This is a genomic window from Saccharothrix sp. CCNWYY140, from assembly GCF_037401995.1.
GTDB lineage: Bacteria > Actinomycetota > Actinomycetes > Mycobacteriales > Pseudonocardiaceae > Actinosynnema.
This window is the reverse complement of the sequence record NZ_JBBEGC010000004.1, coordinates 14,290-27,907: the sequence shown is the minus strand read 5'-3', so window position 1 is coordinate 27,907 and position 13,618 is coordinate 14,290. Positions and strand designations below refer to the sequence as shown.

Annotated in this window: 9 protein-coding genes; 3 read left to right on the top strand and 6 right to left on the bottom strand. The window is 72.2% G+C overall.

Annotated elements, in window-relative coordinates; all coding sequences use genetic code 11:
• Positions 1 to 127 precede the first annotated feature (127 nt).
• Positions 128 to 1,390 carry a glycoside hydrolase family 16 protein gene (locus WBN91_RS03610; RefSeq protein WP_337724157.1) on the top strand — a complete coding sequence of 421 codons (1,263 nt, stop codon included), beginning with the start codon at positions 128 to 130 and terminating at the stop codon, positions 1,388 to 1,390.
• Between the two features lie 6 nt (positions 1,391 to 1,396).
• Here the strand turns inward: WBN91_RS03610 and WBN91_RS03605 are convergent, their stop codons facing one another.
• The 3 genes from WBN91_RS03605 to WBN91_RS03595 form a co-directional block, all read right to left on the bottom strand.
• The gene (locus tag WBN91_RS03605) at positions 1,397 to 3,622 is read right to left on the bottom strand and encodes an autotransporter-associated beta strand repeat-containing protein (RefSeq protein ID WP_337724156.1); all 2,226 of its coding nucleotides are present in this window, start codon (positions 3,620 to 3,622) and stop codon (positions 1,397 to 1,399) included.
• Positions 3,623 to 3,743: 121 nt separating this feature from the next.
• Entirely contained in the window at positions 3,744 to 5,033 is a 1,290-nt protein-coding gene (locus tag WBN91_RS03600) for a ricin-type beta-trefoil lectin domain protein (RefSeq protein ID WP_337724155.1), read from the bottom strand.
• Positions 5,034 to 5,193: 160 nt separating this feature from the next.
• A complete protein-coding gene (locus tag WBN91_RS03595; protein WP_337724154.1) occupies positions 5,194 to 6,135 on the bottom strand; it encodes an aldo/keto reductase in 942 nt (313 codons plus the stop codon).
• 46 nt (positions 6,136 to 6,181) lie between these two features.
• On the opposite strand from WBN91_RS03595, the gene pdxR reads away from it, so the two are divergent.
• Positions 6,182 to 7,576 carry a MocR-like pyridoxine biosynthesis transcription factor PdxR gene (pdxR, locus tag WBN91_RS03590; RefSeq protein WP_337724153.1) on the top strand — a complete coding sequence of 465 codons (1,395 nt, stop codon included), beginning with the start codon at positions 6,182 to 6,184 and terminating at the stop codon, positions 7,574 to 7,576.
• A 13-nt stretch (positions 7,577 to 7,589) separates the two neighbouring features.
• On the opposite strand, the gene WBN91_RS03585 is transcribed toward pdxR, so the two are convergent.
• Positions 7,590 to 8,507, bottom strand: a complete 918-nt coding sequence (locus WBN91_RS03585) for a TauD/TfdA dioxygenase family protein (RefSeq protein WP_337724152.1) — start codon at positions 8,505 to 8,507, stop codon at positions 7,590 to 7,592.
• A gap of 179 nt (positions 8,508 to 8,686) precedes the next feature.
• Between WBN91_RS03585 and WBN91_RS03580 the strand changes: the two genes are divergently transcribed.
• The gene (locus tag WBN91_RS03580) at positions 8,687 to 12,739 is read left to right on the top strand and encodes an nSTAND1 domain-containing NTPase (protein ID WP_337724151.1); all 4,053 of its coding nucleotides are present in this window, start codon (positions 8,687 to 8,689) and stop codon (positions 12,737 to 12,739) included.
• 77 nt (positions 12,740 to 12,816) lie between these two features.
• On the opposite strand, the gene WBN91_RS03575 is transcribed toward WBN91_RS03580, so the two are convergent.
• Positions 12,817 to 13,050: a hypothetical protein gene (locus WBN91_RS03575; RefSeq protein WP_337724150.1), complete on the bottom strand. Its 234-nt coding sequence runs from the start codon at positions 13,048 to 13,050 to the stop codon at positions 12,817 to 12,819.
• A 106-nt stretch (positions 13,051 to 13,156) separates the two neighbouring features.
• Positions 13,157 to 13,606 (bottom strand): MarR family winged helix-turn-helix transcriptional regulator, encoded by a 450-nt coding sequence (locus WBN91_RS03570; RefSeq protein WP_443217659.1) that lies wholly within the window; start codon positions 13,604 to 13,606, stop codon positions 13,157 to 13,159.
• Positions 13,607 to 13,618: the final 12 nt, after the last annotated feature.

The window sequence follows — 13,618 nt, the reverse complement described above, 5'->3', positions numbered from 1 at the left end:
GGGACGCCGACTGGCAGGAGCTGGGCCTGGACTTGAATGCGGACTGCGGTCGCAAGCGGCGTTCTGCGACTGCGAAGTCCTGACGGTGGATCCCGATGCCTCTAACTGACCGGCCCGGAGGATGTTCATGACAGCAACGGCCCGTGACGCGCTGGTGGCCGTGGCCGCTCTGCTCGCGCCGGACGCCTCGCAGGTGGCCGCTCGTGTGGTGGCTGCTCACGATGATGCCGACGCCTACCTGCGGGAGCACGCCGACCAGCTCGACGAGCGCGGTATCGACGAGCCGATTCCGGAGTTGGCGTGGATCGCGCTGGTGGACGCCCTTGCCGACCACGGTCTGCTGGCCGAGGTCGACTGGAAGGAGGCGGCGGACGAGATCGTCGGCGAGTTGCGGGCGTTGCGGTCCGCGCCGCGGGCGGAGGAGTTGTGGGACTCGTTGGCGCAGAGCGAGTTGCCGACCTACGAGTTCCTTGAGGCGGCGGGGGAGCGGCTGCACGGCACGGGGACGGCGCTGGCGGTCCTGGACATCGAGTCCGACTGCTACCCGTTGGTGCTCCTGCCGGCCGCGCACGCCGACGAGCTCGTCGCTTCCGCCGCCACGGCCGGGTTCGAAGCCGCGGTGCTCGGACAGCGGTACCAGGTGGAGTTCGAGGACAGGTTCGACGGCACGACCCTGGACACGAGCAAGTGGCTGCCGCACTATCTGCCGCAGTGGAGCACCCGCGAACGTTCGGCCGCGCGCTACCGCGTCGCCGACGGCGAGCTGCGCCTGCGGATCGACGAGGACCAGCAGCCGTGGTGCCCCGAGTTCGACGGCGCGCTCAAGGTCTCCTCCTTGCAGACCGGGGTGTTCTCCGGCCCGCTCGGCAGCCGGATCGGCCAGCACCGCTTCACCGACGCCGCCGTCGTGCGCGAGGAACAGTCGCCGCTGCGCCTGTTCACGCCGCAGTACGGGCGCTTCGAGCTGCGCGCGAAGGTCAGCGACGACCCCGCCACGATGGCGGCGCTGTGGATGATCGGCTTCGAGGACGAGCCGCACCGGTCCGCGGAGATCTGCATCATGGAGGTGTTCGGCCGCGACGTGCACCCCGACCGGGGGACGATCGGGATGGGCCTGCACCCCTTCGGCGATCCGGCCATCGTCGACGACTTCGCCAAGGTCGAGGTACCGGCGGACCTCCGCGAGTTCCACGTCTACGGCGCCGAGTGGACGCCGGAGCAGGTCGTCTTCTACTTCGATGGCCAGCCGGTGCGCACGGTGGCCCAGTCGCCGGACTACCCGATGCAGTTCATGCTCAACATCTACGAGTTCCCGGACCAGGTGACGGACCCGCGTCCGTACCCGAAGGAGTTCGTGGTGGACTGGTTCCGCGCCTACTCCCTCCGCTGACCGGACTCAGGTCCGGTCGCGCGACCGCCTGCGCAGCACGAACACGAGTGCGCCCAGCAGCGCGAGCGCGCCGACCGCCGTGACCCACCACCACGGTCCGGAACCCGACGCGCTCGCGGTCTGCGGCGTGGTGGCGTCGGATCGGGCGGACTCGCTCGTCAATGCGACGTCGTTGCCGTCGCCACCGCGGTAGGTGAGTCGGAGCGCGCCGACTGCGGCTCCCTCCGGCAGGCCGTCGAAAGTGCCGCTCACCTCGGCGGTTCCCCTGTTGTCGATGATCACGCCGGGGTCCCGGGCCGGGTCGAGCGTGCCCGCGAGCGTCACCGCGCCGGTGACGCTCATGCGGGTCGCGCTCAAGCGTGCGCCGGGTCGCTGAGTGTAGGGGCCGCGCACGGTCGCACCGGTCGCGTCGACCGTCCCGGCGTTGTCCACCGCGCCCTCCACCGTGCCGGTGACCCGCAGCGTGCCGGCGGGTTCCACGGTGAGCTGCCGCACCTGCGCGGACCCGGTCAGCGCGAGGGTTCCCCCTCGGACGGTCCAGGGAGCGGCCGGTGTGACGTGCGCGCCGGTCACGGTGAGGGTTTCGGCGCCGGTCTTGGTGACGCTGCCGGCGGTGACGGTGCCGCCGAACGTCGTCGCGGTGGTGGCGTGCACGGTCAGGGCTCCGGCGGCGGCCACCGCGCTGCCCTCGACGCCGGAGAGGTTGTTGACCGTCTGGTCGCCGGCCCGGGCGAGGTCCAGCGTCGCGCCCGTCGCCGGGAGGTCGACCGCGGTGCTCGCGGCGAGGGAACCGCCGGTGACCGCGAGCGTGCCCCCTCGCACCGTGGTCCTGCCCGTGTAGGTGAGGTCGCCGGTCAGGGTGGTGGTGGCCGGGCCGGCCTGGGTCACCGAACCGCCGCCGCTGATCCGGGCGAGTTCGACGCCCCGGGTGGCGTTCTGGAGGACCAGTTCGCCGTTGTCGACGATCCGGCCGGATCCGAGGAGTGAACTGTCGCCCTGCGGGCTGCCGTCGCCGAGCCGCAGCGACGCGCCCTCGCCGATCGTCGTGTCGCCGTCGTAGTTCTGCGGCGCGGTGAAGGTGACCGCGTTGCCGCGGGTGCCCGCGATCACCACGTCGCCGCGGCCCACGTCCGCCATCGTGTCGTGGTACCTGCCGCCGGAGATGGGCGCGTCCAGCGTGACCGGGCCGTTGTAGTCGAACGTCAGCACGCTGCGGGTGCCGTTCCGCTCCGCGTGCATGTTGATGTAGACGGTGTTCTCGTTGCCCGGTAGGAAGAAGCGGTTGTGCGTGCCGTCGCCCCAGATCACGGTGGCGCCCTCGATGTTGACACCGCGCTTGTTGTCGCGGTGCGGCACGGTGGCGAAGTTCCGCGACGGGTCGCTGAGCGCGGGATCGGTGTCCGACCCGTTGTCCGACCAGCTGTACACGCCCGACATCCGCACGACACCGGAGCCCCAGGTGTGGAAGTTGACGTCGTTGCCGTAGAACTGCGAGTAGAGGTCGGCGGTGTCGGTGACCTCCTCGCCGTCCGGGGCGTTGTGGATGAACGAACCCTGGGCGACCACCTTGCGCACGTTCGGCATGGCGGTGAGGTAGTGCAGGCTGCCGTAGTCCGCGCCGGTGCCGACGTAGAGCGTGCCCGAGAACGGGTGCGTGCCCGGCAGGTCGATGCCGGGCCAGGTGCCCCTCCGCTGCTTGACGAGGCCGGACCCGCTGATGACACCGAGGTTCACCCGCCGGTGCACGGCCAGGTCCAGGGTGCCGTCGACCTGGTGGTTGAGCGTGTTCAGCGACACCCCGGGCGCCTGGGTGAAGTGCCCGATGACGCCGTCGCCGCCGGATCCGCTGCCGTACTGGAGGGTCGCGCCGCGCTGCACGACCACCGCGGGCGGGTCGGGGTTCTCGATCGTGGTGACCGGGTGGTTGCCGCCCACCGTGACGACCTTCTGCCGGCGACGGTCGGCCGGGAGGGTGAAGTCGCTGTTCTTCACCAGCACCAGGGTCCCCGTGCCACTGACGGTGAAGACCCCTTCGCCGGTGATCACGCCCGTGTAGGTGGTGGTGCCGCCCGTGAGCCGCACGACCGCGTCGCCGCTCAGCGCGACGTTCCGGTTGGCTCGGATGTCGGCGGTGACGTCCCTGGTCGCGGGCTGTGCGACCGCGCCGGGCGAGCCGGTGACGACGAGGAGGGCCGCGGTCACCGCCGCGACAACCCGGCAACCACCACGCACGACCCGGACTCCACGATGTTAACGATCACATTTGGGGCGCGCCCAGTGTTCGTGGTCAGTCCGACCCTGTCAACCCGGGGGCAGCCGCGCGGCGGTGGCGGCTGTCCTCGTCCGGTGCCGGTCAGGCCTTGGCCCAGCGTTGGTTGGCGGCGCCGGTGCAGGTCGCCACGGTGACGGCGGAGCTGTTCGCGGTGCCGTTGACGGTGAGGCACAGTCCGGTTTGGACACTGGTGATCGTGCCGTTGTCGTTGGTGTTCCACTGCTGGTTGGCGCCGCCGTTGCAGTCCCAGATGCGGGTGCGCGTGCCGGGGGCGGCGTTGATCGGCGCCTCCAGGCACTTGCCCAGCACTTCCAGGGCCTTGTTGTTCTGGGTGAACCGCTGGTTGGCGTTGGTGTGGCAGTCCCAGACGATCATCTGGGCGCCGTTGGCCGAACTGGCGCCGTTGACGTCCAGGCAGCGGCTCGCCGACTCGCTGCGCAGCCGGAACGATTGCGGCGTGGGCGTCGTCTCCCCGGTGAAGAACCGCCACACCTCGCCGGGGGTCCAGCTCCGCCAGCCTTCGCCGCCGCCGTCGATGGGGCCGGGGGTGTGTCCGCCGTCGAAGGCGGCCCACACGACCGGGTACCCGGTGCGGCAGCCCGAGTAGGTGGTGGTGATGTGGGTGCGGCTGCCCGCGGCGGGCTCGGGCGCGTTCTGCGGGGTGCAGCCGTTGTTCCTGACGAACGTGTCCCGAAGTGCCCGGCCACCGCCGATGTTGTCGCTGATGCCGTGGATACCCATGTACGCGACGGGTTGAGTGCCGCCGCTGCACCCGCTGAGGCTCGCGCCGGAGTAGACCGCGACCGCGCGGAAGGTCGTGGGCCGGGAACAGGCCAGCGAGTAGCTCATGGCGCCGCCGTAGCTGAAGCCCAGGGCGAAGCGCTGTGCCGTGTCGACGCACAGGTCGTTCTCGACGCGCCTGATCATGTCGTCGACGAAGGTCACGTCCTGGCCGCCGGGGTTGGCCCAGCCGTTGCCGTTGCCTTGGGGCGCCACGAAGATCGTGCCGTTGTTGGCGCTGTCGGCCAGGCGCCGCAGGCCGTAGTACGACCAGTTGTAGCCGTCGGTGCCGCCGGAGTCGACGTCGTTGGCGGTGCCGCCGTACCAGTGGAACCCGAAGACCAGCCGGTACTGGCGGGTGTTGTCGTAGTTGGCGGGGATCCGCAGGATGAAGGTGCGGTTCTGGCCGCTGCTCTGGATCGTGTGCGTGCCGCTGGTCAGGGTCGGGCTCTTGCCGCAGCCGGGGGACGCGGCGAGCGTGCCGGTGTCCGCGGGCGTGGGTGCGGCTTGGGCCTCGGCCGCACCGACACCGGCGAGAACCAGTGCGGCGGCGGCGATCAGTGGTCGGAATCGGACGTAGTGGATCCGCAAGGGCGTTTCTCCTTCGTCGTTGAAGGCACCGGTCTTCTGGGAGCGCTCCCAGAAGGTCGAACCGGTTCGACCGTACGCGCCCTGTTGCAGATAGCGCAATGCTCCAGCCAGCGGCCGGGCGGGCGAACCGGATCCGCCCAGCCGCCGGCTGCGTCGCCTCCTACGCCGCGTCGTCGAGGCATTGCCGCTGGTCGGCGGTCAGCTCCAGGGACACGCCCGCGAACGCGTCGTCCAGCTGCTCGACCGTGCTGACGCCGACGATCGGCGTGATGTCCAGGCCACCGCCGGTCAACCAGGCCAGGACGACCTGGTTGCGGTTGGCTCCCGTCTCGGCGGCGACCTCGTCCAGCGCGGCGAGGCGGCGGAGCGTGCCGGGGTGGTCGTACTCGGCGGGCAGGGGTTTGTCCGCGCGGGTGTAGCGACCGCTCAGCAGCGGCGTGTAGGCCCACAGCGCCATGTCCGGGTGGTGCTCCAGGTAGTGGATCACCTCGTCGGAGACCTCGCCGAACCGGTGCACGACGGTGGGCCGCGTGCCGGGGCGCGGTCGCAGGTAGGTGTGGTGCTGCTGCACGGCGGTGAAGCCGGCGCGTCCGCCGGCCCGGGCGATCTGCCGTGCCCGCTCGACCTGCCACACCGGGTAGTTCGAGCCGCCGAGCCGGCCCACCGACCCCGCCGACACCAACTCGTCGAACGCGGCGACCGTCTCCTCCAACGGTGTCACCGGGTCGGGCTTGTGCGCCCAGTACAGCTCGACGTGGTCGGTGCCGAGCCGGCGCAGGCTGCCCTCGATCCCGTTCTTGACCACACCGGCCGACAGGCCCTCGGCCGTCTCCGGGAACCGCCCGGCCTCGGTCGGCTCGCAGCCCACCTTGGTGCTGATCCGCACCCGGTCCCGGACGCCCGGTCGGCGGGCCAGCCAGCGGCCGAGCACCTCCTCGCTCTGCCCGCCGAACCCGCTTTCGTGTTCCCAGAACGAGTAGCAGTTCGCGGTGTCGATCCACACGCCTCCGGCGTCCACGAAGCGGTCCAGCAGGTCGAACGAGCGCCGCTCGTCGGTGGCCGTGCCGAACAGCATCGCGCCCAGGGCCAACTTGTCCGTCATGCCCGTCACGCTATGACCGTTCGGCACGGCGGTACTGTCCAATCCCGTGGCGGTTTCCCAGACCAATTTCGCGTGGGCGACGCTGGTGGACGTCGGCGGGCGGGGACGCCTGCACGACCGGCTGGCGCACGCGCTGCGCACCGCGATCCGGGAGGGCAGGCTGGCGGAGGGTGACGCCGTGCCGCCGAGCCGGGCGCTGGCCGAGCAGCTGGGCTGCTCGCGCTGGGTCGTGACCGAGGCGTACGGGCAACTCGTCGCGGAGGGCTACCTCGCCGCCCGGGTCGGTTCGGCCACGCGGGTCTCGTGGTCGCCCGAGGCGACACCGCCCCGGCCGCGCGCACGGCGCACCCCGGCCCCGCCCCGGATCCGCTACGACCTCGCACCCGGCCTCCCGGACCTGCGCGCGTTCCCGCGCCGGCGGTGGGCGGACGCGGTCCGGTCGGTCATCGGCTCGGCCGTCCACTACGACCTCGACATCCCCGACCCGGCCGGGCACGCGGTGCTGCGGTCGACCCTCGCGCACTACCTCCGGCGCTCCCGCGGCGCGGACGCGGACGACACTTCGGTGTTCGTCTGCGCCGGCGTCACCGACGGCTTGGTCCGCACGTGCCGCGCCCTGCACGCCAGGGGGATCACGGACATCGCCGTGGAACACCCCGGGTGGCCACGGCTGCGTGACGCGGCGACGAGCGCGGGCCTGCGCCTGCACTTCGTGCCGGTCGACGACGACGGCCTCAGGGTGGAAGACCTGGCCCGCACCCCGGCGCAGGCGGTCGTCGTCGGCGCGGCACACCAGTTCCCGACCGGCACGGTGCTGTCCCCGGCGCGCCGGGCGGGTTTGGTGCGCTGGGCAAGGGAAGTAGACGGCTTCGTCGTCGAGGACGACTACGACGCCGAGTTCCGCTACGACCACCACCCGGTAGCCGTGATGCAGGGCATGGACCCCGGCCGGGTCTTCCTCCTCGGCTCGGTCAGCAAGACGCTCTCCCCGGCACTGGGCCTGGGCTGGCTGGTCGCACCCCCCAGCACCGTCCCCGCACTGCGAGCCGCGAACCCGGTGTCCGCCGCCCCACCGGTGCTGGACCAACTGGCCCTGTCCACGTTCATCGACCGCGGCTGGTACGACGCCCACCTCCGCGCCGCAAGACGCCGATTCCGCACCCGCCGCGACCTCCTGCTCACCACCCTGTCCACCGCCCTACCAGAAGCCCAAACCTCCGGCACCGCCGCCGGCCTGCACGTCCTGCTGCACCTGCCGGAGGGCACCGACACCCGGGCCACGGTCCGGGCGGCGGCTTCGGCCGGCCTGCGCTTGGCAGACTTGGACGATTACCGCGTCAGGCCCGCGCCGGACCGCGCTTTGGTCCTCGGGTACGGCAACATCGGCGACACGGAGATCCCCGCGGCCGTTGCGCTCCTACGACAGGCCCTGACCGGCTGATCACGACCGACGGTCAGAGGGGGGAGAAGTGGGTGGCGTTGCCGGTGATCGGGGTGCTCGTGATGCCGTCCACGCTGGTGGGGATGTCGCCTGCGAGGGTGATGCGGTGGAGGCGGCGGTGGGCGTTGTCGTAGTCGGCTACGCCGTAGTGTTGGGTGGCTCGGTTGTCCCAGATTGCCACGTCGCCGTCGGCCCATTGCCAGCGCACGGTGTTCTCCAGGCGGGTCACGCGGGCTTGGAGCAAGTGGTAGAGGGTGTGGGACTCCGTGGGGGTCAGGCCGACGATGCGCTTGACGAAGTGGCCCAGCAGGAGGGCTCGTTCGCCGGTTTCCGGGTGTACGCGCACCACCGGGTGCTCTGTTTCGTAGCGCTGGGACTGGAATTCGTCCCGGTACGACTCCTCCTTCACGTCCACGCCGCCGATGCGGGTCGAGTCCGCGTGGCCGGCGTAGTCGTAGACGTTGCTGTGCACCGCCCACAGCCTGTCCGCCAACGCTTTCAGGGCCGGCGGCAGCTCCTCGTACGCGCGGGCCGTGTTGGCCCACACCGTGTTTCCCCCGTAAGGCGGCAGTTCCACAGCGCGCAGGACGCTGATCGCGGGCACGCGGTCGACGAAGGTGACGTCGGTGTGCCAGCTGTTGGCCTTGCCGTAGTCGGAGTCGATGGGTAGCACGTTGGTGTGCTCGCGGCCCTTGACGGTGGGGTGGGCCAGGGTCGGCTCGCCGAGCAGTCGGGCGAAGGCGAGCTGGCCCTCGTCGTCGAGGTGTTCCTGGTCGCGGAAGAACACGACCTTGTTGGCCAGCAACGCCTCCCGGACGGCCGTCACGGTGTCGGCGGGCAGGTCGCCGCTCAGCCGGACGCCGTCGATGCGTGCGCCGATGCCCGCGCCGAGCCGGTGGATGGTGATCGTGTCGGAAAGCTGTGCGGTCATCGTCGATGTCCTTTCGTGGAAAGCGTTCGCGGATCAACGATGGCCGGCAAGCCAGAAAGCGGACAACATTGCGCGGTGGTCAATTAAGTCGTCCCAGCGGGCGGACGTGGTTGACGGCCGCCCGCCGGATCGCACCGATCCGGCACACGGGCGGTGATCGGTTCAGTACTGTCGGTTCCATGTCCGTTCTGCTCAACCAGGCCGTGGTCCGGGTCCGGGCGGCCGGCGGCGTGGTCGGTGCGGGGTTCCTGGTGGCGTCGGATGTGGCGGTCACCTGCGCGCACGTCCTGGGGGACCCGGAAACCCCGGTGCGGCTGGAGTTCCCGCTGCTGCCCGGCGCACCGGGCGGGTCGGCGCGGGTGGTCCGGTGGGAGCCGGAACTCGACGTCGCCCTGGTGCGGTTGGACGCCCCGGTCCCGGGCACCGCGCCGGCGCCGGTCGTGGACCTGGCCGACGGGTGGCACCGGGCGGTCCGGGTGTTCGGGTTCCCCAAGGACAACGACGACGGCGTGTGGCTGGCCGCGCGGTTGCTCGGGCGGACCGGCTCGGGCTGGGTGCAGCTGGAGGTGGACGCCGGCGGTCAGCGGCTGCGGCAGGGCTACAGCGGCGCGCCGGTGTGGGACGACGACGCCGGTGCGGTCGTGGGCATGGCGGTCGCGGCCCAACCCCGCGCCACCACCGCCTACTGCCTGCCCCCGGCGGCGTTCCTCGACGGCCTGCCCGACGTGGTGCCCTCGCCGTACCGGGGGTTGCGCCCCTTCGACGTGGGCGACGCGGCCGTGTTCCACGGGCGGCGGGAGGAGACCGAGCGGCTGGTCGAGCTCGTCGAACGCCGGTCCCTGGTGGCGGTGACCGGCCCGTCCGGCGTCGGCAAGTCGTCGCTGGTGCGCGCCGGCCTGCTGCCGCGGACCACCCGCCCGGTCGCGATCCTGCGGCCGGAGGAGGACCTGGGCGTGGCGGACCTGCTCGCCGCCGCGCTCCTGCCGGTGATCGCCCCGGGTCTGGACGCGGACGAGCGCCTGGCCCGGGAACGAAGGCTCGCGGGCCTGCTGGAACCCGGACGGGTGCGCGCGGCGGCCGGTGACGTGCTGCTGTTCGTGGACCAGTTCGAGGAGTTGGCCGACCTGGACCCCGGCCGGGCGCTGGAGCTGCTGCGCTGGGTCCGGGGCGTGCGCACGGTGGTGACGCTGCGGCCCGCGTCGCTGGACCGGTTGCTCGCCGCGGAGACCGGTCGGGCGCTGGCGGACGGCCTGTTCGTGCTCACGCCGATGACTCCCGACCAGTTGCGCGAGGCGATCACCGCCGCGCCCGGCGCCTGGCACGAGCCGGGCCTGGTCGACCTCGTGCTGCGGGACGCGGGCGGCGAACCCGGCGCGTTGCCGCTGGTGCAGTTCACCCTCGACCTGATGTGGGCGCGGCACCGCGGTGTGCTGACCGTCGACGGGTACCGGCGGATCGGTGGCATCGCCGGCGCGCTCTCGCGCTACGCGGACGGCGTGTGGTCCGACGAGTTCGCCGACGACGACGCGGTGCGCCGGCTGCTGGTCCGTCTGGCCCGGCCCGACGCTGACGGCAGGTTCGTCCGCCGGTCGGTGCGCGTGCGCGACCTCGACCCCGAATCGGCCGCGGTCGCCGACCGGCTGGCCCGGACCCGCCTGGTCGTGACCGGTCACACGCTCGGCGACGAACCCGTCGTGGACCTCGCCCACCAGGCGCTGATCGACCACTGGGACCGGCTGCGGGAATGGCTGGCCGACGCCCGGGACCTGCGGACGTGGCAGGAGCACGTGGACACCAGGGTCGCGCGGTGGCACGAGGCGGAACGCGACCGCGGGTGGCTGCTCGGCGGCGCCGAACTCGCCCAGGCCGACAGGTGGGACCCGGCCGAGCTGACCGCCGAGCAGCGCGAGTACCTGGCGGTGAGCCGCACCCACCGGCGGCGTTCGGTGCGACGGTTGCGGGCCACGGTCGCCGTGCTCGCCGTGCTGCTCCTGGTGGTGGCCGTGCTCACGGGTCTGGCCCAACGCCGGGGCGACGCCCTGGCCAGGCAAGCCGCACAGGCCATCGCGCGGGTGCTGGCCACCGAGTCGACGAGCAGGCAGCACAGCGCGCCCACCACCGCGCTGCAACTCGCGCTGGCCGCCCACCGCACCGACCCGGAGGGCGCGGAGGCCCGAGCCGCCCTGCTCAAGCAGTACGCCGGGCTGGCGCAGGCAGACCGGGTGTTCGCCAACCTGATCGACGAACAGCTGGAAGGCATCCAGGTGAGCGCCGACGGCGACACCGCCGCGCTGTCCGACGGCGACCTTGTGACGGTCGTGACCGGCCTGGCGCACGACGAACCCCGGCGCTGGGACCCGACCGACGTCCCGGCGAAGGCCCAGTACGCGCTGAGCCCGGACGGCCGCCGGCTGGTGGCGGGCGACGAGACCCGCCTGCTGCTGTGGGACGTGGGGCAGCGGACGGCTCCGGTCGTGCTGCGCGACGGCCCGCCCGCGGGCTCGGACCAGGTGCTGACCTTCGACACCACGGGCGGTCGGATGGTCTGGGTCGGCGGGGGACGGGTCGAGCTGTGGGACCTGGCGACGGGCAAGCAGGTGCCGCACGGCCTCGACCCGACGACCGCGACGAACGCCACGGCCGCGTGGCTGCACGGCGGCGAGGTGCTGGTGCGCAGGTCCGCGCCCCCGGCCCCGGGCGCGCCGCTCAGCACGGACCCGAACACGGAGATCTCGGTGCACGACCTGACCACGGGCGTGCAACGCGCCGTCCTGCCGAGGGGCAGCGTGGTCGCCCGGTCGGGAGCCGCTTTCTACACGTGCGACAACGATCCCGAGGTCCCGGGCGGTCAACGCCTGTCGGTGTTCGACACCGCGAACGGCGAACTCCAGCACACGACCCGGCTGACGACCTGCGTCCCGGTCAAGCTCGATGCGGGGAGCGCTTTCGTGGTCGTGCGCCCGTCCGACGCCGACGCCGCGGACTTCACCAGGCTCCGGATCGTCGACCTCGCCACCGGTGCGTCGCGCACGTTCCTCACCCCACCGCTGGCCGAGCCGGCACCGGACGACCGGGCGACGCGCACCCTCCTGGTCGGCACCTTCCGCACCGCCTCCGGTGAGCCCGGTGTGCTCGCCGCCGTCGGCCGCTCGCTGGTCCGCTACCACAACCCGCCGCCCGCACTGCCGCAGCCGAGGGCCGAGTACAGCCGGGTCACCGCCGTCCACGACAAGTGGATCGCGCGGATCGACGGCGACGCCGCCACCGTGATCGACCACCGGACCGGCGCGGAGGTGTCCCGGCTGCCGGCCTCGGCCCTGCCCGAGGGGCACTCCCTCTACGCGGTCGGGTTCGCGGGGGACTGGCTGGAGGTGACCAGCCACCGGCTCGGCGCGCGGACCGTGACGCTGTACTCCTTCCCCGAACTCGTGCCGCGCCACCGGTTCGACCTGCCGACCGCCGACATCCGCCCGGGCACGGACGCACGCTTCACCCTCATGCCCTCCACCGCCACCGTCGACGGTGACCGGCTGATCACCTTGTACCAGGGCAAGGTGGCCGCGTGGGACATCCCGAGCGGCGCGATGCTCGGTGAACCGCTGGACCTCGCCGCGAACCAGGCGGACCGCAACTGGCTGGCCGGCTACGCCCTGCCGACCGTCCGCCCGGGCCACCCGGACGAGATCGCGGTCGTGCACGGCGACGGGACGTTGCGCCTGTGGGACCTGCGAACCCGCAAGCCCCGCATCGAGATCACCACCAACCTCCGCCACGACGACATCGGCGCCATCTCCTTCGAGCCCGCGTTCTCCCCGGACGGCACCCGCCTGGCGGCCGTGACCAGGATCGGGCGCATCGACGTGTGGGACGCCGGGACCGGGGACCGCACCGACAGCATCCCGGCCACCGAGGTGCACCACGTCAGCGGCTTCACCGCAGGCGGACTGCTGATGGGCGCGGAGGACGACTACGGGTCGACCAACCGCGTCCGCTTCTGGCGTCAGCCGGGCGGTCAGGTGGCCGCTGACCTGGCGGTGCACGGGTTCTACCCGTCGGTCCACCTGCTCGACGACAAGTCGCTGGTGATCCTGGACGAGGCGAGCGCCACCACCGTGTCCCTCGACCCCGCCGCGTGGTTCGCCCACCTGTGCCGGGTGGCCGCACGCGACTTCAGCCCCGACGAACTGCTACTGCTGCCCGGAGGTGCCGACACGACCGCCCCGTGCTCCTGAACCCGATCGCCGCTCTTGCGTGCCCTCGGCACGGGAACCGACCTGGCGAAGGTCGCCGGGGACGTGCGGACGGAGGGTCAGTCGACGCGGGAGGCGTAGAAGTAGTAGCCGTTCTGCCAGGGGTATCCCATGTCGCGGTAGAAGCAGCCGGTCGTCACGTGGCCGGCTGCCTGGAAGCCCTGTTCGGAGGTCTCGCACTCCGCGTACGTCGGGTACGGACCGATCGGCGCCCACTCCTCGGCCGCCGCGACACCGGCGCCGGCCAGCGCCAAAGCCGCGGAAACCCCCAGCACGCCAAGAATTCTTCGCATGGGAGTAGCACACCGGTCGGGGAGTGGGGTGACAATCCTCTGTTGTGTGCATTCGCCCGGCGAACGGGCGCGATCCGGCCGGGCGCAGGTGCCCGGCCGGTGGTCGTCAGGGCTGTCCCTTGCGGGTGCGGCGGGGGGTGGCGGAGCGGGGTGGTGCGGCTCGCATGTGGTCGCGCACGCGGGTGAGCACGCCGCCCAGAGCGGTGACGTCGCGCGGTGTCAGCGGGTCGAGCAGGAGGCGCCGCACGACGTCGACGTGACCGGGTAGGACGCGGGCCACCAGGGCGCGGCCGGTGTCGGTGATGGTGACCACGACGCTGCGCTCGTCGTCCTTCGCGGTGGTGCGGGTGACGAGCTGCGCCTTCTCCAGCAGGCCCGCCTGGTAGGTCAGGCCGCTGCGGCTGTAGACGACGCCGTCGGCGAGTTCGGTCATCCGCCTGCTGCCACCGGGGGAGTCGGCCAGTCGCGCCAGGATCTGGAACTGCACGTAGCTGATGTCGCCGTCGGCGCGCAGGTGCTGCTCCACGGCGTGGTGCAGCAGGCTGCTGACCTCCATGAGGGCGAAGTA